Origin of the sequence: Streptomyces chilikensis (genome assembly GCF_001642695.1) — a bacterium.
Classification (GTDB): Bacteria; Actinomycetota; Actinomycetes; order Streptomycetales; family Streptomycetaceae; genus Streptomyces; species Streptomyces chilikensis.
Window position 1 is genome coordinate 17,847 of sequence record NZ_LWCC02000076.1, and the last position, 20,714, is coordinate 38,560.

Consider the following 20,714-nt stretch of genomic DNA (forward strand, 5'->3'; position numbering starts at 1 on the left):
GCCATCCCCGACGAGGCGTACCTGCCCCGGCCGGCCCACCCCACCCGCTGACACCACGGCCGGAACCGGCACCGCGGCCGGAACCGGCACCGCGACGAATCCGGGACCGCCGCGGAACCGGCACCGCGCCCGCCGCACGACGGGCGCGGCGCCGGGACCCCGGCGGACCGCCGCGCCCGCGCCGCACCGCGCGCGCCCACCCACTCCACCTCGCACGACGCCACCTGGACGGACGCCGATGACCACACCCACGCCCCCGGCCTGGACCCTGACCACCGCGCTGCCCGTGGTGCTGCTCCCGGTCCGGCTGGAGACCCGCTTCACCGCCACCGAACTCCTCGTCCGCATCTACCCGGACGAGATCCACGTCGACACCCACGAGCCCCCGCTCACCGAGGACGAGGACCTCTACGGCCGCCGCTACTGGCAGGCCGTCTGGGACGCCCGGGGCGACGCCCCCACCGAGGACGCCGCCTGGACGGAACTCTCCGGACGCTTCGGCGCCGAACGCGCCGGCTGGATCGCCCGCGTCCTGGAGCCCGTCAACCCGCTCGAACGCCCCGGCCCCGGCGACGCCCCCGGATCCGGCGGCCCCCTCCCCGGCCCGGACTTCCCCGACCCCGGCCCGCACCGCGACGCCGCGTGGACCCGCCGGGCCGTCGCCCGCGCGCTGCCCACCCGCTGGTACGTCGTCGGACGGCCCAAGGAGGCCGGCGCGCCCCCCGTCACCCGCGTCACCCGCCCGGTCGGAGGCGCGTCCGGCCGCCCCCTGCCCGTCGGCCCGGCGCCCACCGCCGACCTGGAGGACCTCGACCCCGCCGCGCCGCCCACCGACGACGCCACCCGCTGGCTGGTCGACTTCGCCGCCGCCGAGGCCGTCGGCATGGCGGTCCGCCTGCCGCGCGGCACCGGCTACGCGCAGGTCCTCGCCTACGGCGTGCACGAAGGCGACCCCGACGCCGCCACCGCCGAACTGTCCGCCCTCCTCGAAGCCCAGTACCACACCCGGGGCCTGGGCTACGTCCCGCCCGGCGCCCCCTCCAACAACACCACCACCGCCACCTCCCGGTACAGCCGCGACGACCCCGGCCACCGCGACGCCTACCGCGTCCGGATCGCCGACGAACCCCCGGCCGACCCCGAGAGCAACGCGAGAACGCTCTGCCGGGCGCTCGGCCTGCAGCCCGTCGCCGACATCGACGGCGTGAAGGGCCCCGACGGCATGAACCGCCCCGCGCCCCTGGCCCGCGCCCGCGACGCCCGCCGCGGCGACCAGGCCGCCGCCCGCCACATGGCCACCGTCCTGTGGGAGGCGACCTGGGGCTACTACCTCTCCCAGTTCGGCGAGGGCCGGTTCACCGACGCCCAGATCCGCGGAGCCCGCGAGCACGTCCGGCGCTTCCTGCGCCCCGGCGGCCCGCTGCCCGCGCTGCGCGTCGGCTCCCAGCCCTACGGACTGCTGCCCGTGCTGCCGCTGAACCGCTGGACCGACCTGGAGGGCGACGCCCTCGGCACGCCGCCGCTCCCCGCCGCCGTCCCCGCCTTCCTGCGCACCCTCCGCGACCGCGTCTGGGCCCCGTCCGCCGCCGACCCGGCGGCCGTCCCCCGCATCACCCGCGGCGCGGCCGGACAGCACACCGTGGCGGAGATCCTCGGCATGGCCCCCACCGCCCGGCGCGTGCACGCCCGCAGCGCCCTCGGCACCGACTACGTCACCGCCCTCTGGAGGTTCGGCCCGCTCGCCCTCAACGACGCCTGGCGCACCGGCCTGGCCGCGCAGACCGCCTCGCTGTCCGCCCGGCTCGGGCTGCCCGGCTGGGAACTCGGCCCCGGACGCCTCCTCCACGCCAAGAAGTCCTGGCCGCTCGACAACCCCTGGACCGACGCGCCCCCCGGCACCCCCGGCGGCACCCCCGCCGAATACCTCGCCGCCCTCTCCGTCCCGGTCGACCCGGCGCCCGCCTGGGCCCGCGTACCCTCCGCCCAGGACCGGAAGAACCTGCCCTGGGCCCGCTGGTGGCACGACCTCGGCACCACGCCCGCCGCGGGCCGCTCCACCCCCCTCCTCTACCGCCTCGTCCGGCACTCGCTGCTCGCCGAGTACGCCCGCGCCGTCGACACCGTCCTCGGCACCGGCACCGCCGGCCGCCGGGAACCCGAGGTGCTGGACACCGACCCCCAGGCCCTCACCACCACCGTCTGGCACCGCGCCCGCCGCGTCGTCCCGGGCACCGGCCAGACCGCCGACGCCTACCTGTGGACCCCCGCCGCCCGGCAACGCCCCGAACTCGCCCCGCTGTACCAGGCCCTGGAATCCGCCGCCGCCCTCGCGGCGCTCCCCTCCGGCGAACTGGAGCTGCTGCTCGCCCAGACCCTGGACGCCACCTCCCACCGGCTCGACGCCTGGATCACCTCGCTGGCCACCCGCCGCCTGGAACACCTGCGCAGGCGCGCCTCCGGCGGCAGCCACCTCGGCGGCTACGGCTGGCTGCTGGACGTGGTGCCCCGCTCCACCGCACCGGTCCAGGTCCCGTACGAGCGGCGGCCGGAGGGCGAGAGGACCGACCCGCTCGCCGCCCCCGGCGACAGCAGGCCGTGGACCCTGTTCGCGGCCGACGGCACCGCCGGCCCCGTCCACGCGCCCTCGCTCGCCCAGGCCACCACCGCGGCCCTGCTGCGCGCCGCGCAGCGCGCCCACGGGGACCGCCCCGACACGCCCACCGCCGTCGACCTGACCTCCACCCGGGCCCGCACCGCCGCCTGGCTGCTCGACGGCGTCCGCCAGGGCCGCCCGCTCGGCTCCCTGCTCGGCTACCGCTTCGAACGCGCCCTGCAGGACCACCCCCTGGGCACCCTCGCCTCCTGGACCGACCGCTTCCGGGAACTCGCCCCCACCACCGCCACCCACGTCGCCCACGACGGGACGGTCGAGGAACGCGTCGTCGCCGAGGACGTCACCGACGGCCTGCGCCTGCACCGGCGCCGCGCCGCCGGCCGCCTCGACCTGGTCCGCACGGTCGGCGTCCCGGCCGGCTCCACCGCCGAGATCACCGCGCTCACCGCGGTGCTGGACGACCTGGACGACGCCGTGGACGCCGTCGCCGACACCCTGCTGACCGAAGGCGTCCACCAGGCCGCCCAGGGCAACCCGATGCGGGCCGGCGCCACCGTCGACGCGATGGGCAACGGCGAGGCCCCGCCGCCGGAACTCGAGTCGCTGCGCACCCCCCGGGCCGGCGACGCGGTCACCCACCGGGTGGTCGTCCTGCTGCCCGGCCCGGCGGAGGCGCCGGCCGCCGGCGGGGCGCGCGCCCTGGCCAAGGACCCCGGAGGCGGCGCGGGGGAGACCCCGCCGATCCACGTCCCCCGGCCCCCGGAGGACGACGGGGGACTGCCCGGCGGCGACGTGGTCCCGCTGCCGGACGACGGACCCGGCGGCCCGCCGCCCGGTGACGACGGCCCGCTCCCCGACGACGGTGACGGCGGCCCGCTCCCCGACGACGGTGACGGCGGTCCCGTCGGCCAGGACCCGTCGCCCGCCGGGCCCGGCTGGGCCGCCGACCCGGCCACCCAGAGCCGCGCCGTGGCCGAACCCGCCCTCGACGCCTGGCTGGCCGGGCTGCTGCCCGACCCGGCCGGCCTCACCCTCACCGTCCGGCTCGCCGACGGCGCCACCCGCGCCGTCCCCCTCGCGGGACTGCCGCTGTCCCCGCTCGACCTGCTCGCCCTCGGCCTCTCCCCGGACGCGCTCCCCGGCTCGGACCTGGAGCGCCACCTGCTGCAGCACGCCGACACCCGGCTCGCCGCCGAACAGGTCACCGCCCGCCCGGTCGCCGTCGTCGCCGACGAGGACGGACTCGGAGTGCTGCTGGAGGCCGTCCGCGCCGCACGCGAACTGCTGCGCACCGCGCGGCCCCTGCGCCCCGCCGACCTGGCGCTGCCGGAGACCGTGCCCACCGGGCCGGACGCGGCCGAGCCGGCCGACCCGGCCCTGACCGCGCGCGCCCTGGCGGTCCGCGCCGTGATCGAGCAGGCCGCCGCGGACCTCGCCACCCCCGCCTCCGCCCCGGCCGCCGCCCGGATCGCCGCCCACCACCGCGGCCTCACCACGGCGAACCTGCTCGGCGTGCCCGCGGCGGCGCCCCCGCTGCGGCCCCGCCCCGGCACCCCGGAGGACCGGCTCACCGAGCACGCCGCCCTGCTGGGCTCCCTCGCCGCCACCGTCGCCCCCGAACTCGACCGCCGCGTGGGCCGGGCGGCCCTGCTGGACGAGGACCGCGCCGCCGGCACGATCACCGCCCGCCAGTGGGCCGAACAGACCCTCACCGCTTTCCTCGGCCCCGACCTCGTCCTGCTCCCGTCCTTCGACGCCCCGCCGCCCGGCGACCTCAACGACTCCCTCGCCCACGCCGACAGCCTCCTCGACGGCGATCCGCACGCCCCCGTCGGCTGGCTCACCCGGCTCGGCCGGGTCCGCCGCGGCGTGGAACGCCTGGTCACCACCCTCGGCTACGCCGAGGCCCTGGAAACGGGCGACGCCCTGACCGCGGTCGTCGCCCAGACCCCGTACACGCCCCCCGGCCAGGACCCCGGCCACCCCGGCCGCGTCGAACGCTGGGCCGCCCTGCCCTCCGCCACCGGCGGCAGCCCCGGCGCCCGGCTGTCCCTCGTCCTGCACGCCCCCGGCACGCCCGCGCCCCGGGACCCGCTCACCGGCCGGCTGCGCGGGCTGGTCGTCGACGAATGGACCGAGGTGGTGCCGCGCTCCGAGCAGACCACCGGCCTCGCCCTGCACGTCGACGCCCCGGACGCCGCGCCCCCGCAGGCCGTCCTGCTCGCCGTCCCCCCGGACGCCTCGCCGGCCTGGACCCCGGACCTGCTCGGCGCCACCGTCGAGGCCGCCCTCGAACTCGCCCGGCTGCGCGCCGTCGACCACGAGGCGCTGCACCCCGACAGCCCCACGGCCGTCGCCGACATCGGACAGCTCGCCCCCGCCGCCGTCCTCGCCGCCAACGTCGCCCACCTGGACGCCGTCGCCACCGACTTCACCCGCGGCCTGCCGCAGTAGCCCCGGACCGGACCGATCCCGGACCTCCCGGAGACAGGAGCGTCACCCATGCCCTCCATCACCAGCTGGACGCGGCTGGAACCCCGTGCCCGCACCGGCGACCTGCGCCCCTCCCTGGAGGCCCAGGTGCACGACCCCGCCTGGATGCTCGCCCGCCAGTGGCAGCTCGGCGAGTTCCTCGGCGACGACGCCGGCAGCCCCGTCTGGGTGCGGGTCCGCGGCCACGCCGACCGCGTCACCCGCTACCGCCCCGGACCCGTGCACGGACCCGGCGTCCCCTACGACGGGACGACCCCCCTCGAAGCGCTCGCCGAGGCGGAACCCGGCGGCCCCGGCTCCACCGCCGCCGACCTGCGGGCGGGCGCCGAGAGCGGCCAGCACCTGCTGCGCATGCTGCGCGCCGCGGACCTCCCCGCCGACGCCGTCGCCGGTGCCGTCGCCCTCCTCCTCGACGACCACCCGCTCGGCCTCACCGGCGAGGAGGACGCCGCCGACGGGGCGACCGCGCGTTACCTGGCCGTGCTGCGCGGCCGCGTGCCGGACGGCAACTCCGTCGCCTTCACCCTGCACGCCTCCCCGCCCACCCCCCAGGAACCGGTGTGGGGCCTGCCGCCCGAGGCGGTCCCGGTCCTCGAGGCATGGCTCGCCTGGTACGACGAGCGCCACCTGACCGCCGCCGTGACGGGCCCCGGCACCTGGGACCCGCAGCGGCTGGAGTACCGCTTCTCGGTGGGCCTCGCCGAGGGATTCGCCGAGACCACCCTGACCGCCGAGGCCTACCAGGGCGGCACCCTCGACTGGACCGACTTCACCGCCACGGGAGCGACCGGACTGGCCCCGGCGCCCGACCGCACACCGCTGCTGTCCACCACCTTCCCCGCGCCCGTCCGCTTCCCCGGCATGCCGGCCCGCCGCTTCTGGGAGTTCGAGGACGCCCGGGTCGCCCTCGGTTCCGTCGAGGCGGCGCCGTCCGACCTGGCCCGGATGCTGGTCGCCGAGTTCGCCACCGTCTACGGCAACGACTGGTACCTCGTCCCGCTGGACGTCCCGGCCGGTTCCCTCACCACGATCACCTCCGTGGTCGTCGGCGACACCTTCAGCTCCGAACTCGGCGGCCCCACCCTGCTGCCGCTGCCCGGCGCCGGCGCAGGCGACGCCCACTGGTCCCTCTACCGCCTCGGCACCGCCTCCGGCGGCCGTCGCACCGGACTGTTCGTCCCGCCGGTCACCGCGAGTTCCCTGGAGAGCGACCCGCTCGAGGAGGTGCTGCTGGTCCGCGACGAGGACGCCAACCTGGCCTGGGCCGTCGAACGCCAGGTCCCCACACCGCACGGCTCCACCCTCGACCGGACCCGCGCCACCCCGCCCGCCGAGGTCCCGGCGCCCCCGCCGGCCGGCACCCCGGCCTACCGGCTGCGCACCGGGGTCCCCGCCCACTGGCTGCCCCTCGTCCCGGTCGAACCCCGGCCCGGTTCCCACCGCCTGCGCCTGTCGCACCTCGACGGGGCCCGGCCCCTCGGCCGCCTGCTCCGCCCCGGGGACCCCGGCCCCTACGAACTGTTCGCCGAGGAGGTCCCCCGGGAGGGACTCACCGTCACCCGTGCCCACCAGTACGCCCGCGGCTCCGACGGCCGTGGCGTCCTGTGGACCGCGCGCCACACCCGCCCCGGCCGCGGGGGGACCGCCTCGGGCCTCCGCTTCGACCTCGTGGAGGAGTGACCCGGCCCGACCCGCCCCGGCCGGGTCCGGGGCGGGCCGGAGGTCCCGGCCGGGCCGGGCGGCGCGCGGACCGGGCCGGCTCAGCCGGCCTGGCAGGCGGATCCGTTGAGCCTGAAGCCCGTCGGAGCTCCGGCATCACCCGTGTGGGTGGCCTGGAAGCCGATGGAGGTGCTCGCGCCCGGGGCGAGCGTCCCGTTGTGGCCGACGTTCCTGGCCGTGACCGCGCCGCTGGTGGGCGAGAACGTCGCGTTCCACCCGGAGGTGATGGTCTGGCCGGAGCGCAGCGTGAAGGTCAGCGTCCACCCGTTGAGGGCCGACGTGCCGGTGTTGGTGACGGTGATGTTGTCGGTGAGACCGGTGTTCCACGCGCTGACGGTGTTCGTCACCCGGCAGGCGCCGCTCGGCGCAGGGGTGGTGGGCGGCGGTGAGGTGGGGGGCGTCGCCTGGTCCAGGCCGAAGAACGCGATGGCCCTGGCGGCCATGCCGGAGGTGGGCAGGCTGTGGCCGACGCCCGGGAGGCTGATGGCCTCGACGGGCGCCTGGGTGCCGCCGGCGCCGTAGCGGGTGCGGTTCCAGCCGGGCTGCGGGTTGTCGGTCAGCACCGGGGACCGGCTCACGCCGAGCACGTCGGTCCACTGCTTGACCGCTTCGCCGAGGTTGTTGTGGTGCAGCGTCGTGTCCGTCGCGCCGTGCCAGAGCTGCACCCGCGGCCGCGGTCCGGCGTAGCCGGGGTAGGCGGCGCGCACCAGGTCCCCCCACTGCTGGGGCGTCCTGCTGATCAGGCCGTTGGCGCAGGCGCTGTTCCAGCCCGATCCGTCGGTGGTGGCGAAGCACCCGAACGGCACGCCCGAGAACGACGCCCCGGCCTTGAAGACGTCCGGGTAGGCGCCGAGGAGGACGTTGGTCATCATCGCGCCGGAGGAGGCGCCGGCGACGTAGACGCGGTCGGCGTCGGCGCCGTGGCGCTGGACCACGGACCTCACCATGGAGGCGATGCTCGTCGGGTCACTGCCGCCGTCGTGCCTGAGCGCCTGCGGCGAGGACACGTCGAAGCACTGGCCGCTGACGTTGGCGTCCGGGTAGACGACGATGAACCCGTACCGGTCGGCCAGCGAGGCGAACTCGGTGCCCGAGTGGAAAGCGGGCCCGGTGCCGGTGCAGTAGTGCACCGCGACCACGACCGGCGGGCGTGCTCCGGCACTGGCGGGCACGTACTCGTACATGCGCAGGTTGCCGGGGTTGGCGCCGAAGGCGGTCACCTCGGTCAGGGAGGCGGCCTGTGCGCCCGGCGCGGCGAGGAGGAAACCGGCGAGCAGGGGGACCACCCCTCCGAAGAGCGTCAGCAGGAGCGGGCGGATGCGTAACTTCCGTCTGGCCTTCACGTGCGTGTCCTTTCCGCGGGGCGGCGGAACCGGTGCGGCCGGTCCGAGGGGCGGGACGGCTCGGACCCTTCGAAAGTTTCGGTCCCTTCGCCGAATTGATGCGGACAAGTTAAGTGCGGGGCTGTGGGGAGTCAACGGTCGCGGGCGGCCCGGCAGTTGCGCGTGTCCCGCGGCGGTGGCCGTCGAGTCCGGTGCGGCGGCCCGCCGCACCGGCCCGGCCCGGCCGCCGGGACGCGTGACCGGTCCGGCGGAACGGCCGGTGCCGGGCGGCGCCCCCGGCGCCGACGTCGTCGCCGAGGCCGCCGGCGGGGCAAAGGCGCGGACCCTCGCGGCGCGGCACCTCCCCGACGCCGTCCTGGCGGGCATCCGGACGGCGGGCACGGACGGTCCCACCGCCACCGGGACCCCGCGCGGGGCCCGCCGGCCCCCGCAGGCGCCGGTGCCGCCCACGGCCGCCGCCCCGTCCCCCGTACGGCTCCAAGAACCCGGGGCCACCGCTTGATCACCCGCGGGTGGGGTAGCGGAGTGGCATGGCCGCCGAAAACACGTCCGCCGCCGCGAGCGGTCACGTCCAGCCCGAGATCGACGTCCCGGCACTGACCGAGGTCCTGGACGGCGAGTACGCCGGGATCCGCGACCTCGTCCGCGCCAACCTGGTGACCCACGCCTCCGTGCTCGAGGAGGCCGAGGAGCTCGGTGTCGACGCGTTCCGCGAACGGGTGCGCGACCTTGTGGTCGCGATGGCCGCGACGGGCCAGACCGGCATGGGCTTCCCGCGCGAGTACGGCGGGGGCGGCGACATCGGAGCCTCGATCGCCGCGTTCGAGACGCTCGCCTTCGGCGACCTGTCGGTGCTGGTGAAGGTGGGCGTGCAGTTCGGGCTCTTCGGCGGAGCGATCCTGCACCTGGGCACCGAACGCCACCACGCCGCCTACCTGCCGGACCTGATCACCGGGAAGCTGATGGGCTGCTTCGCGATGACGGAGACCGGGCACGGCTCCAACGTCCAGGCGCTGGGCACCGTCGCCCGCTACGACGCGGCCGCCCAGGAGTTCGTCATCACCACGCGCGGCGACCAGGCGCGCAAGGACTACATCGGCAACGCGGCCCGCCACGCCGAACTCGCGGTCGTCTTCGCCCAGCTGGAGGTGGCCGGGAGGTCCGAGGGCGTCCACGCGTTCGTCGTGCCGGTCCGCGTCGACGGCGAGGTGGCGCCGGGCGTCCGGATCGAGGACGACGGCCGCAAGATGGGGCTCAACGGCGTGGACAACGGCCGCATCCGGTTCGACGGCGTGCGGGTGCCGCGCGAGGCCCTGCTCAACCGGTTCGCCGACGTCACGCCCGAAGGCGTCTACGAGAGCTCGATCGACAACCCCCACCGGCGCTTCTTCACCATGCTCGGCACGCTGGTGCAGGGCCGGGTCTGCGTCGGCGGCGCCGGGGTCAACGTCGCCAAGGTGGCCCTCGCGATCGCCACGAAGTACGCCGTGCGGCGCCGGCAGTTCGAAGCGGCGTCGGACGGGGAGGAGCAGCTCCTCCTCGACTACGGTCTGCACCAGCGGCGGCTGCTCCCGCTGGTCGCGCGCACCTACGCGCTGCACTTCGCGCAGGACGTCGTGCGCACCCAGCTGCACGAGGTGTTCTCCGCCACCGAGGACGACGCGCCGGCGAGGCGCCGGCTGGAGGCACGGGCCGCCGGCACCAAGGCGCTCGGCACCTGGCACGCCACCCGCGTCGTCCAGGAGTGCCGCGAGGCGTGCGGCGGCGCCGGCTACCTCGCCGTCAACCGGTTCGCCGCGCTCAAGGCCGACAGCGACATCTTCACCACCTTCGAGGGCGACAACCACGTCCTGCTGCAGCTCGTGGCCAAGGGCCTGCTCACCCACTACGCGAGCGAGTTCGAGGACCTCGACCAGCTCGGCCTGGTCCGCTACGTCACCGGCCTCGCCGTCGAGACGGTCATCGAGAAGGCATCGGTCCACAAGATGCTCGAGCGGGTGCGCGACCTGCTGCCCGGCGGCGACGACTGGGACCAGGAGGCCGGCCTGCTCGACTCGGAGTACCAGCTGGCCATGCTGCGCTACCGCGAGGAGCACATGCTCGCCGGCCTGGCCCGGCGGCTCAAGCGCGGGATCGACCGGAAGCGCAACCCCGGCGTCGTCTTCTCCCAGGTCCAGGACCACGTCATCGCGCTCGCCCACGCCCACGTCGAGCGGCTGGTGCTGGAGGCGTTCGTCGACAAGGTCCGGTCGCTGCCCGGGAGCGGCAACAAGGCCGCGCTGGGCCTGCTGTGCGACCTGTTCGCCCTGTCGACGATCGAGGCGGACCGGGCCTGGTTCATGGAACACGGCCGGCTGACCGTCCAGCGCTCCAAGGCCATCAGCCGCGAGGTGAACGCCCTCTGCCGCAAGGTCCGGCCCCTCGCGGTCGACCTCGTCGACGCCTGGGGCGTTCCCGCCGAGATGCTGCGCGCCCCCGATCTGGTCGGCTGACCGGCGCCGCCGCCCCGCGCCCTCCGGAGGGAGGGGCCGGGCGGCGGCCGTCAGGGCTGTTCCGGCGCGGTGGGTCGGGGGGACGCCGTCCGGGGCCGGGCGCCTCGCGCGGACCGGCCCGGCACCGCCGGGCCGTGGTCACCCGGCCTCCACCGCCGCCAGCACCTCGGCGCGGGACGGGCCCGGCCAGCTCCAGGCGGCCCCGCCGTTCAGGGTGAGGGCCCGTTCGACCAGGCCGGGGGCGGAGAAGGCGCCCTCCGGGGAGTCGAGCATGCACGCCACCTCGGTCACCGCCCGCAGCACGTCCGGGTCGGCGAGCTTCACGCCGTCCAGGGCGTTGGTGAGGTGCCAGCCCGGGTCGTCCGTCTCGTAGGGGCGGCCGGCGATCGCCGCGTCGATCTCGGCGAGCCGGTGCCGGTCCCACTCGCGCAGCCGCCGGTAGACGGGGACGAGCGTCCGCCCGGTCACCTCGTCGAAACGCAGCGCCAGTTCGACGGCGTCCGTCAGCCCGGTCCCGGCGACCGTGTCGGCGAGCGCGACCGCGTGGGTCATCCCCATCGACAGCCCCAGTCCGAACTGCGGGTCGGTGGACGCCCAGGCGTCACCGACGTGGACCAGCCCGGTCACGACCGGCCGTCCCTCCACCACGGTGCGCTGGATGCGGCTGTGCAGGCCGGCCATGGCCTGCGGGGCGGTGATCGGCTCGCCGTCGGTCCGGCCGTCCAGCTCCGGGAACAGCTTCGCCGCCCGCTCCCAGGCGGCGGGATCGTGCAGGCCCTTGAGCGCCCGGTCACGGCTGGAGACCACCAGGACCGCCGACCAGGTGTCGTGGTCGGCGGGGATCACGATGGTGGACACCCCCTCGTGGTGGTTGAGCGGCCAGGGCGACTGGGCGGGCGCGTCGCCGACGGCGCGGTAGGTCCGCGCGTAGTAGACGAAGCCGGCCTCGGCCCGCTCGCTGGCCGGCGGCGGCCCGCCGAGCCGGGCGAGCAGCGCGGACACGGGGGAGTTGCGGCCCCCGGCGTCCACCACGAGGGCGGCCCGCAGCTCCTCGCCGTCCTGGGTCACCACGCCGGTCACCCGGGGACGCCCCTGGAGCTGCTCGGCGCCGGTGAGCAGCCCGGTCACCTCGGTGCCCCGGCGGACGGTCAGCCCCGGCGTCGCCGCGGCGGCCGTGGCGAAGGCCGCGTCCAGCACGGGGCGGCGCGCGGTGAGGGTGTCGTAGCGCTCGTCGCCGGGCCGGGGACCGCCCATCCCCGGCACCTCGCGCCCCGCCGCGACCAGGTTGATCCGCAGCGGCCCCGAGGCCTCCAGCGCGTCGACGACCCGCGGCAGCCTCTCGCGCAGCAGCGCCGTTCCCACGGGCAGCAGGATGTGCGGCTGGCGGAACTGGGCCACGCCGGGCCGGTGCCACCGCCCCCACGCGCGCTCCGCGACGTCCGGCCCGGCGACGACGGCCTCGCCGTCCCGCTCCAGCACGGTGACGCGCAGTCCCTGCCCGGCCAGGGACATCCCCGCGGCCAGGCCGACGGGGCCGCCGCCGATCACGATCACGTCCTGTTCCGGTCGTTCCGGCATCCGAAGCCTCCTCGTGAGAACGTCAGTTCGTCGTCGGAGGCCACATTGGCCGCGCCCGCTGCTCAGTCACCAGTCCGTTCGGTGCTCACCCGTCGACCGTTCGGTGCTCACTTCCGTCAGACGTGCGCCGAGGGAATCGGAAGACCGGCGGTCTCCCGCTGCCAGAGGATGTCGCAGACCCGCTCGCAGCCGCGCTGGAGGTGCCTGCGGAAGGTGCTGTAGGGAAGGCTCAGCCGCTCGGCGGCGACCATGTGGCTGGGCACCCGGTGGAAGAAGGTGGTGGCCAGCACGCGGTGGAGCTTGGCGTCGCGCGGATCGGCACGCAGGGCGTCCACCGCGTCGCTGAGCAGCTCCCGCAGCATCTCCCCGGCGTGCTCGGGGGCGTACCCGGGCTGGCCGGTCACCATCCGGGTGGTGCGCAGCGCTCCGGCGGCGAGGACGTCCGGCCGGTGCCAGTCGCGCAGGGCGTCGCGCACCGCGGTGTCGAACGCGGCGCGGGCCAGCGGGGCGGCCGGGGCGTCGGCGGCGGGCCGGGCGGGGGCCTCGGTCAGCGCGCCCGGCTGGGTGCGGTCGAACCAGATCGACAAGGGCGTGATGCGCCAGTCGCAGGCGAAGAGGGTGTAGGTGTGCCCGTTGGGCCAGGGCAGCGCGGTGGCCCGTTCGTGCCCCAGGTGCTCCATCAGCGCCTCCCACCTCCGCGGGAACGGACTGATGATGAACGACCAGGCCAGGGCCGTGGAACGGATGTAGTCCGCGCAGATGCGCAGCTGCATCAGGTGCAGCACCGGCGATATGTCGTAGTACGCGGGCGGGTGGATGAGGAAGCGCGCCAGCATCAGGTGCTCGCCGGGCCGGAGCGGACCGGCGCGCAGGGTGTGCTCCCACGCCTGCGCCAGGACCGGGTCGGCGGCGAGTTCGTCGGGCCGGGGCTCGGACAGCCGCAGCCAGGTCATGAACGCGACCGGCTCGCCGGTCGCGGAGGCGCGGTACATCCAGAACGCCTCGGGCCGCCGCTCCAGCCAGAAGTCGACGACGGCGGCGGACTCGGGCCCCTCGGCCTCGGTGATCAGCCGCCGCACGGCGTCGTGGTCGCCGGGGCGCAGGACGTCCTCGTGGTAGTCGCCCTCCCGGCTCATCCGGAAGTACTCGCCCATCGGCCCGTAGCGCTTCAGGTGGCTGATCTCACGGATCGCCACCATCGCCTCGGCCGGGGAGGCGGTGCGCGCCTGTTCGAGCAGGTGGTGGCCGACGCGCCGGTGCATCTCCTCGTACCCCTGCGGGTCGCGCCAGCGCAGGTCGGCGTCGACGGCCTCGCTGACGAGGTCGTGCAGGTACACGCCCTGCCGCCCCCAGTCGGCGACCGGCAGGCGGCGCAGCCAGGTGAACAGCTCGGCGCCCCGCTCGGGGCCGAGCACGGCCCGCAGCAGACCCTCGGTGGTCGTCATGGCGTGCGCCGCCACCTCCAGGGCGAGCCGGTGCTCGGGCGACGGCACCTCCCCGACCATCCGGGAGAGCAGCGCGGTCAGCACGTCCGGCGTCGGCTCCCAGCCGCTGCCCCCGCCCCTCGCCGCGACGCCGGCGGCGAGGCTGAGCGCGAGCGGGTGGCCGCCGGCGAAGGCCAGCACCCGGTCCCGCACGACGGGGGCCACGTCACGCAGTTCGAGCAGCCGGTCGGCGTCGGCCGGCGCGAGATCGGCCAGCGGGACGACGGCCAGGGCCTCGCTCCAGGCGAGGTCGGCCCGCCAGGCGGAGCCGGGCGGTTCCCGCCCGGCGAGCACCGCCAGGGTCCGGCCGGGCAGTTCGGGCAGGAAGTGGTCCCGCAGCCAGTCCTCGAGGCCCTGGCAGTGCTCGAACGCGTCGACGAGGAGCACGGTGTCCGGTGCCGCGCCGACGGCCTCGGCCTCGGCCCGGAACCCGGCGGGGGAGGGGTCGATCAGCCGTCCGTTGACCTCGACCACGGGCCGCCCGGCGTCCCGGCCCTCGTCCGCGAACCGGCGCAGCAGGGTCGACTTGCCGACCCCGCCGGGGCCGTGCACGTACAGCACGGCGGGAGCGTCCGGAGCACCCGACAGGGCCTCGCGGAACAGGGCGAGTTGCTCCCGGCGCCCCACGAAGGCGCGTTCGCGCGCCCACCTCAGCCGCTCGGCCAGACTGCCCGGTCCTCTGCTCATCCGTCGAGAATATCCGTCCGCCGCGGGCCGGACCGGCGGTCGGCGGCCGATCCCTGAGGCCGTGGCCGGACCCGCTCGCCGGGCCGCCGGCCCGCCGGTGCCCGGGCGGGCCGGCGGTGTGGGCATGCATCCGGTGCGCCGCCGGGCCGACGGCGGCCTCCGGCGCGGCCGCACCCTACGCGGCCCGGGCCCGCGGGCCTACTGTGGCCAGGCACAGGAGTTGTCCCACGGCGCCGGACCCGGGCCGCGGCCCGCGGCGGCGCCGGCACCACCGAGCATCCGAAACCCCCCTCCGACGTGCGAAGGACGGTACTCCCATGCCTCTGGGCGAGTCCCCCGTGTCCGACGAAGAACGACTCGAACAACTCGGTTACCGGCAGACGCTCTCCCGCTCGATGTCCGGCCGGGCGAACTTCGGGGTCAGCTTCACCATCATCTCGATCCTGTCCGGATGCATGACCCTGTACGGCTACGGCATGAACACCGGCGGCCCGGTCGTGATCATGTGGGGCTGGCTCTTCGTCGGCCTCATGACGCTGTTCGTCGGCCTGTCGATGGCGGAGGTCTGCTCGGCCTACCCGACCAGCGCCGGCCTGTACTTCTGGGCACACCGCATGGCCCCCCGGAGAACGGCCGCGGCGTGGGCGTGGTTCACCGGCTGGTTCAACACCCTGGGCCAGATCGCGGTGACCGCGGGCGTCGACTTCGGCGCGGCGACCTTCCTCAACGCCTGGCTCGACCTCCAGTTCGGCTTCGCGGCCACGCCCGCCCACACCATCACGCTGTTCGGGCTCGTCCTCGTCCTGCACGGGGTGCTGAACACCTTCGGGGTCCGGATCGTCGCCTTCCTCAACGAGGTCTCCGTCTGGTGGCACATCCTCGGCGTGGCCGTCGTCTGCGGCGCCCTGGTGCTCGTGCCCGACCAGCACCGGCCGGCCGGTTTCGTCTTCGGCGAGTTCGTCAACAACACCGGCTTCTCCTCCGGCGTGTACGTGGTGCTGATCGGACTGCTGATGGCGCAGTACACCTTCACCGGCTACGACGCCTCCGCCCACATGACCGAGGAGACGGTGGGCGCCTCCACCGCCGGTCCCCGGGGCATCGTCCGTTCGATCCTCGTCTCCCTCGCCGCGGGCTTCGTCCTGCTGTTCGGCTTCACCTTCGCCATCCGGTCCTACAGCGGCGCCCTCGCCTCGGAGACCGGGGTGCCGCCGGCCCAGATCCTGATGGACGCCCTGGGCGTGGCGGCCGGCAAGTGGCTGCTGCTGGTGGTCATCGTCGCGCAGCTCTTCTGCGGCATGGCGTCCGTCACCGCCAACTCCCGCATGATCTACGCCTTCTCGCGCGACGGGGCGCTGCCCTTCTCCACGGTGTGGCGCCGGCTGAACCCGTCCACCCGCACGCCGGCCAACGCCGTCTGGCTCGCCGCCGGAGGCGCGTTCGTGCTCGGCCTGCCCTACCTGTGGAACACCACCGCGTACGCGGCGGTCACGTCGATCGCGACCATCGGCCTGTACATCGCCTACGTCATCCCCACCTTCCTCCGGCTCCGCCAGGGGAAGCGGTTCGAGCGGGGCCCCTGGCACCTCGGCCGCTGGTCCGGTGCCGTCGGCACGGTCGCCGTCGGCTGGGTGCTGGTGATCACCGTGCTGTTCATGCTGCCCCAGACCTCGCCCGTCACCGCGCGCACCTTCAACTACGCGCCCGTGGCGGTGGGCGTCGTCACCGTCTTCTGCGGCGTCTGGTGGCTGGTCTCGGCCCGCCGGTGGTTCCTCGACCCCGCCCATCCGCGCAACGCCGCGCCGGACCGCGACGGCACCGGGGGGAGGGAGCCGAGCCGGCGGTGACCCCGCCCGGGGCCGGCGGTCCGTCCGGCGGACCGCCGGCCGGGCCGAAGGGCGGGCGCGTGCCGCGGGGAGCGCCGTGCGGTGAGCCGGGGACGCAAGAACCGTCCACCTGCCCCACGAGGCGCGTCAGCGGTCCGGACCCTGCCGGAGCCTGTCACGCGGAAGTGCTTCCGTCTAGCATGCTCATGACAGGAAGTAAGACCGGTCGAGTGAACAGGGGTGCACGATGGGAACGAAGACCCGCACGGTCCTCGCGGCGTCCGTACTGGCCGCGGGGCTGGCCATGGCCCCCGGCACCGCGGTCGCCGGGGAGCCGGCCGCCGCGGCGGTGACCAAGATCAGTCACTCCACCGCGACGGCCATGTTCCGCGACGCCGGCATCGGCTGGACGTCGAGCGGCGGCTGTTCGGACCGCAACACCTCCACCTGCACCTCGTTCGAGCAGCTCAACCTGGCCACCGCGCAGGGCGCGGTGACGCTGCGGAACGCCTCCGGGTGCGCCATGACCATCACCGGCGGCACCGAGACGGGGCACGCGAGCGGGACGTACAGCCACTGGAACGGCTACAAGCTCGACTACGGCCTCACCACCTGCCTCGGCAACTACATCACCGGCAACTTCACCCGCATCGCCGACCGCGGCGACGGCGCCGCCCAGTACAGGTCGGCCTCCGGGAACGTCTACGCCCGGGAGAGCAACCACTGGGACGTCCTGTACTACAACTGCGGCGGCTGCTGACCGCCGTCAGCCGCGTGGCGCGGGCCGGCCGCCGGGGTGGTGCAACGCCTCGGCGGCCGCGGCGGCGACGGCCTCCGCGACCAGTGCGAGGGCCGGGACGTCCAGCTTCCACTGCTGCCAGTGGAGCGGGACGTCCACCCGCCGCCCCGGCGCCAGTTCCGTCAGCCGCCCCGCGCGCAGGAGGGGCTCGGCGTGCGGCTCCGGGACCAGTCCCCAGCCGAGGCCGGCGGTCACCGCGTCGCAGAAGCCCTCGGAGGTGGGCACGTGGTGCCGCAGCCGCCCGGCGCCGGTGGTGCCGGGGGCGAGCGAGCGGACGAACCGGTCCTGGAGCTCGTCCCGCCGGTCGAAGACGATCACGGGGGCCCCGGGCAGGAGTCGTTCCGGCGGGCCGCCCGCCAGGTGCCGCTCCACGAACCCGGGGCTCGCCACCGGCAGGTACCGGGCCAGGCCCAGCGGGCGCACCGTGCAGCCCGTCACCGGTTCCGCCGAGGAGGTCACCGCCGCCATGACCTGCCCGTCGCGCAGCAGCGCCGAGGTGTGCGCCTCGTCCTCGCGGCGCAGCTCGAAGCAGACCGGCGGATCCTGCGGCACCCGGGTCAGGGCCGGGAGGAACCAGGTCGCCAGGGAGTCCGCGTTCACCGCGATGGGGACCCGGGCCGGTGCCGCGGCGTCCGCCAGCCCCAGCTCGGCGGCGGCGTCCTGCTCCAGGGCGGCCAGCTGACGGGCGAAGCGCACCACCACCTGCCCGGACTCGGTCGGCCGCACCGGCTTGGTGCGGCTCACCAGCACCCGCCCGGTGCGCTGCTCCAGCGTCTTGATCCGCTGGCTGACCGCCGAGGGCGTGACGTGCAGAGCGGCCGCGGCGGCGTCGAACGTGCCCTCGTCGACGACGGCGAGCAGCGTGCGCACCTGGTCATGGGGAAGGTCTGCCATCACGCCGGCTAATGATAGTTAAGAAACTTCAGCTGTACTGATGACACGGGGCCGCCTAGCGTCGGACCACGTGAACAGCGGTCTTCTCCCGGCGGCCCTCGCCGGATTCGGTACGGGACTCTCCCTCATCGTCGCCATCGGCGCCCAGAACGCCTTCGTCCTCCGCCAAGGGGTGCGCGGGCAGGCGGTGCTCGCCGTGGTCGGCATCTGCTTCGTCTCCGACGCGGTGCTCATCGCGCTCGGCGTGGCCGGACTGGGCGCGGTGGTCACCGCCTGGCCCGCCGCGCTGACCGTGGTCGGCCTCGCCGGCGGGGGCTTCCTCCTCTGCTACGGGGCGCTGGCCGCCCGCCGTGCCCTGCGGCCGGCCGGGGAGGCGCTGAGCGTCCGGGGGGCCGCGGCGGGCTCGGTGCGCACCGCCGTGCTGACCTGCCTGGCCATGACCTGGCTCAACCCGCACGTCTACCTCGACACGGTGCTGCTGCTGGGCTCCGTCGCCTCCGACCAGGGGGCGATGCGCTGGGTCTTCGGGGCCGGCGCGATGCTGGCCAGTCTGGTGTGGTTCACGGGGCTCGGCTACGGGGCCCGGCTCCTCGGCGGGGTGCTGTCCCGCCCCGCCGCCTGGCGGGTCCTGGACGCCCTGGTGGCCGCCACGATGCTCCTGATGGGCGGCATGCTGCTGGCCCGCGCCCTCTGACGCGGCCAGGGCCCCGCTTGGTGAAGCGGACGCCCTGCCGCAGGATGGGTGATATGGGCGTTGTGCAACGAAACAGGGTGAAGGTCCTCGGTGATCCCGACGGACCGGTGGTGATGCTGGCGCACGGCTTCGGATGCGACCAGAGCATGTGGCGCCTGGTCATCCCCCGCCTGACCCCCCGCTACCGCCTGGTGCTGTTCGACTACGTCGGGGCCGGCGGGTCCGACCTGTCCGCCTGGAGCGAGGAGCGCTACTCCTCGCTGGAGGGGTACGCCCGCGACGTCGTGGAGATCTGCGAGGAGCTGGACCTGCGGAACGTGGCCTTCGTCGGCCATTCCGTGAGCTCGATGATCGGCGTCCTGGCGGCCCGGGCGGCCCCGGACCGGATCGGCGCCCTGGTGATGGTCACCCCGTCGCCGTGCTACATCGACCAGGGCGACTACCACGGCGGCTTCACCGAGGAGGACATCGACGAGCTGCTGGCCTCGCTGGACGCCAACTACCTGGGCTGGTCGTCCGTCATGGCGCCGGTGATCATGGGGAACCCCGAGCGCCCGGAGCTCGGCGACGAGCTCACCGACAGCTTCTGCTCCACCGACCCGACGATGGCGCGCGTCTTCGCGCAGACCACCTTCCTCTCCGACAACCGCGACGACCTCGACCAGGTGGACGTCCCCACCCTGGTGGTGGACTGCGCGCACGACGCGATCGCGCCGCCCGCGGTCGGCGCCTTCGTGCACGACCACATCGCCGGCTCACGGCGGGTCACCCTGGACGCCAACGGCCACTGCCCCCACCTGAGCCACCCGGACGCCACGGCCGACGCCGTCCTCGACTTCCTGGACCGCATCCGGTGAGCCCGGAGGAGGAACGGGGCGACGACACCGACGCCCCCTCGCCGCCCGGCGCGGCCCCCGCGGCGACACCGCCGGGAGGCCTGCCCACGGACGACGCGGAGGAGCTGTACGACTCGGCGCCGTGCGGCTACCTGTCCACGCTGATGGACGGCACCATCGTCCGGATCAACGCCACCCTGCTGCGCTGGCTGGGCCTCGAACGCGGCGCGACGGTGGGCCGCAAACGGTTCGCCGACCTCCTCACCGCCGGCGGACGGCTCTACCACGAGACCCACTTCGCCCCGCTGCTGCGGATCCGGGGCGAGATCGGCGGCCTCGCGCTGGAACTGAGGGCCGCCGACGGCTCACGGCTGCCGGTCCTGGTGTCGTCCAGCGTCAAGCACGACGCGGAGGGCGAGCCGCAGCTCATCCGCACCACGGTCTTCGAGGCCTCCGACCGGCGGTCCTACGAGGAGGAGCTGCTGCGGCAGCGCAAGGCCGCCGACCAGGCACGGGGACGTGCCGAGGAGGCCAGCCGGCGCGCCGAGCAGGCGCAACGGGAGGCCGAGCGGGCCCAGCGGGAGGCGGAGGCCGCCCGCGGGCAGGCCGACGGCGCCCGGACCAGGCTCGAGGAGACCTTCCGGGTGCTCCAGCAGGCCCTGCTGCCGCCCGAGCTGCCGACGGTGCCGGGGGTGGAGCTCGACTGCCACTACCGGCCCGCCTCCCCCGACCGGGTCGGCGGCGACTTCTACGACGTGTTCGAGATCGGCGCGGACCGCTGGGCGTTCTTCCTCGGCGACGTCAGCGGCCACGGACCGGAGGCGGCGGCGGTCACCTCACAGGCCCGTTACACCCTGCGGGCGGCCGCCCTCCACGACCAGGACCCGCTGGGCGCGCTGAGCGTCCTCAACGACGCGCTGTGCGAGAACAACGCGGGCGGCGACGGCGATCCGCGCTACTGCACGGCCGTGGTGGGTTTCCTCGAACCGGACCGGGCACGCGGCGAGGTCCGCGTCCGGCTGGCCTCCGGCGGGCACCCGCCCGCGCTGGTCCTGCGGGCGACGGGCGGGGCGGAGTACCTGGTGACGCCCGGCGGGATGCTGGTCGGCGTCGTTCCCGACGCGGACTTCGTGTCCGCGGCCACCACCCTCGGGGCCGGCGACACCATGCTGCTCTACACGGACGGCCTCACCGAGGCCCACACCGGCGCGGGCCCCGGCGAACTGTTCGGCGGCGACGGGCTGCTGGACTTCGC

At 75.6% G+C, this 20,714-nt stretch carries 13 protein-coding genes; 9 read left to right on the forward strand and 4 right to left on the reverse strand.

Annotation, left to right across the window (positions count from 1 at the left end; all coding sequences use genetic code 11):
- The first annotated feature begins 238 nt into the window (after window positions 1-238).
- Together A2U95_RS22870 and A2U95_RS22875 are read left to right on the forward strand one after the other, a co-directional pair.
- Window positions 239-5,068 carry a hypothetical protein gene (locus A2U95_RS22870; protein ID WP_166026254.1) on the forward strand — a complete coding sequence of 1,610 codons (4,830 nt, stop codon included), beginning with the start codon at window positions 239-241 and terminating at the stop codon, window positions 5,066-5,068.
- A 48-nt stretch (window positions 5,069-5,116) separates the two neighbouring features.
- A complete protein-coding gene (locus A2U95_RS22875; RefSeq protein ID WP_166026256.1) occupies window positions 5,117-6,787 on the forward strand; it encodes a hypothetical protein in 1,671 nt (556 codons plus the stop codon).
- A gap of 80 nt (window positions 6,788-6,867) precedes the next feature.
- On the opposite strand, the gene A2U95_RS22880 is transcribed toward A2U95_RS22875, so the two are convergent.
- Window positions 6,868-8,169 (reverse strand): extracellular catalytic domain type 1 short-chain-length polyhydroxyalkanoate depolymerase, encoded by a 1,302-nt coding sequence (locus A2U95_RS22880; protein ID WP_240957731.1) that lies wholly within the window; start codon window positions 8,167-8,169, stop codon window positions 6,868-6,870.
- Between the two features lie 175 nt (window positions 8,170-8,344).
- Here A2U95_RS22880 and A2U95_RS32855 point away from each other — a divergent pair, with 175 nt between their 5' ends.
- Both A2U95_RS32855 and A2U95_RS22885 read left to right on the forward strand, forming a co-directional pair.
- Window positions 8,345-8,671 (forward strand): helix-turn-helix domain-containing protein, encoded by a 327-nt coding sequence (locus tag A2U95_RS32855; RefSeq protein WP_240957734.1) that lies wholly within the window; start codon window positions 8,345-8,347, stop codon window positions 8,669-8,671.
- A 28-nt stretch (window positions 8,672-8,699) separates the two neighbouring features.
- The gene (locus A2U95_RS22885; RefSeq protein ID WP_166026258.1) at window positions 8,700-10,661 is read left to right on the forward strand and encodes an acyl-CoA dehydrogenase family protein; all 1,962 of its coding nucleotides are present in this window, start codon (window positions 8,700-8,702) and stop codon (window positions 10,659-10,661) included.
- Window positions 10,662-10,799: 138 nt separating this feature from the next.
- Here A2U95_RS22885 and A2U95_RS22890 read toward each other — a convergent pair whose 3' ends face one another.
- Together A2U95_RS22890 and A2U95_RS32860 are read right to left on the reverse strand one after the other, a co-directional pair.
- Window positions 10,800-12,239, reverse strand: coding sequence for an FAD-dependent oxidoreductase (locus A2U95_RS22890; RefSeq protein WP_166026260.1), 1,440 nt, complete (start codon window positions 12,237-12,239; stop codon window positions 10,800-10,802).
- A 116-nt stretch (window positions 12,240-12,355) separates the two neighbouring features.
- On the reverse strand, window positions 12,356-14,410 hold the full coding sequence (locus tag A2U95_RS32860; protein WP_240957746.1) for an ATP-binding protein: 2,055 nt from the start codon (window positions 14,408-14,410) through the stop codon (window positions 12,356-12,358).
- A gap of 317 nt (window positions 14,411-14,727) precedes the next feature.
- Between A2U95_RS32860 and A2U95_RS22900 the strand changes: the two genes are divergently transcribed.
- Both A2U95_RS22900 and A2U95_RS22905 read left to right on the forward strand, forming a co-directional pair.
- Window positions 14,728-16,257: an amino acid permease gene (locus A2U95_RS22900; protein ID WP_166026262.1), complete on the forward strand. Its 1,530-nt coding sequence runs from the start codon at window positions 14,728-14,730 to the stop codon at window positions 16,255-16,257.
- A 226-nt stretch (window positions 16,258-16,483) separates the two neighbouring features.
- On the forward strand, window positions 16,484-16,996 hold the full coding sequence (locus A2U95_RS22905) for a hypothetical protein (RefSeq protein WP_166026264.1): 513 nt from the start codon (window positions 16,484-16,486) through the stop codon (window positions 16,994-16,996).
- Window positions 16,997-17,002: 6 nt separating this feature from the next.
- On the opposite strand, the gene A2U95_RS22910 is transcribed toward A2U95_RS22905, so the two are convergent.
- A complete protein-coding gene (locus tag A2U95_RS22910) occupies window positions 17,003-17,929 on the reverse strand; it encodes a LysR family transcriptional regulator ArgP (protein ID WP_166026271.1) in 927 nt (308 codons plus the stop codon).
- A gap of 70 nt (window positions 17,930-17,999) precedes the next feature.
- Between A2U95_RS22910 and A2U95_RS22915 the strand changes: the two genes are divergently transcribed.
- The 3 genes from A2U95_RS22915 to A2U95_RS22925 form a co-directional block, all read left to right on the forward strand.
- A complete protein-coding gene (locus tag A2U95_RS22915; protein WP_166026266.1) occupies window positions 18,000-18,623 on the forward strand; it encodes a LysE/ArgO family amino acid transporter in 624 nt (207 codons plus the stop codon).
- A gap of 53 nt (window positions 18,624-18,676) precedes the next feature.
- Complete coding sequence (locus A2U95_RS22920; protein ID WP_166026268.1) at window positions 18,677-19,480, forward strand: alpha/beta fold hydrolase; 804 nt, start codon at window positions 18,677-18,679, stop codon at window positions 19,478-19,480.
- Window positions 19,477-20,714: PP2C family protein-serine/threonine phosphatase (locus A2U95_RS22925; RefSeq protein ID WP_240957749.1), on the forward strand; the 1,238-nt coding region annotated here is incomplete at its 3' end. The genes A2U95_RS22920 and A2U95_RS22925, both read left to right, overlap by 4 nt.

What these genes read in the sequence shown, in the direction of transcription:
- A2U95_RS22920 (WP_166026268.1), top strand. Translation starts at nt 18,677, where the DNA reads ATGGGCGTTGTGCAACGAAACAGGGTGAAGGTCCTCGGTGATCCCGAC.
- A2U95_RS22890 (WP_166026260.1), bottom strand. Translation starts at nt 12,239, where the DNA reads ATGCCGGAACGACCGGAACAGGACGTGATCGTGATCGGCGGCGGCCCC.
- A2U95_RS22870 (WP_166026254.1), top strand. Translation starts at nt 239, where the DNA reads ATGACCACACCCACGCCCCCGGCCTGGACCCTGACCACCGCGCTGCCC.
- A2U95_RS22900 (WP_166026262.1), top strand. Translation starts at nt 14,728, where the DNA reads ATGCCTCTGGGCGAGTCCCCCGTGTCCGACGAAGAACGACTCGAACAA.
- A2U95_RS22905 (WP_166026264.1), top strand. Translation starts at nt 16,484, where the DNA reads ATGGGAACGAAGACCCGCACGGTCCTCGCGGCGTCCGTACTGGCCGCG.
- A2U95_RS32860 (WP_240957746.1), bottom strand. Translation starts at nt 14,410, where the DNA reads ATGAGCAGAGGACCGGGCAGTCTGGCCGAGCGGCTGAGGTGGGCGCGC.
- A2U95_RS22910 (WP_166026271.1), bottom strand. Translation starts at nt 17,929, where the DNA reads ATGGCAGACCTTCCCCATGACCAGGTGCGCACGCTGCTCGCCGTCGTC.
- A2U95_RS22875 (WP_166026256.1), top strand. Translation starts at nt 5,117, where the DNA reads ATGCCCTCCATCACCAGCTGGACGCGGCTGGAACCCCGTGCCCGCACC.
- A2U95_RS22885 (WP_166026258.1), top strand. Translation starts at nt 8,700, where the DNA reads ATGGCCGCCGAAAACACGTCCGCCGCCGCGAGCGGTCACGTCCAGCCC.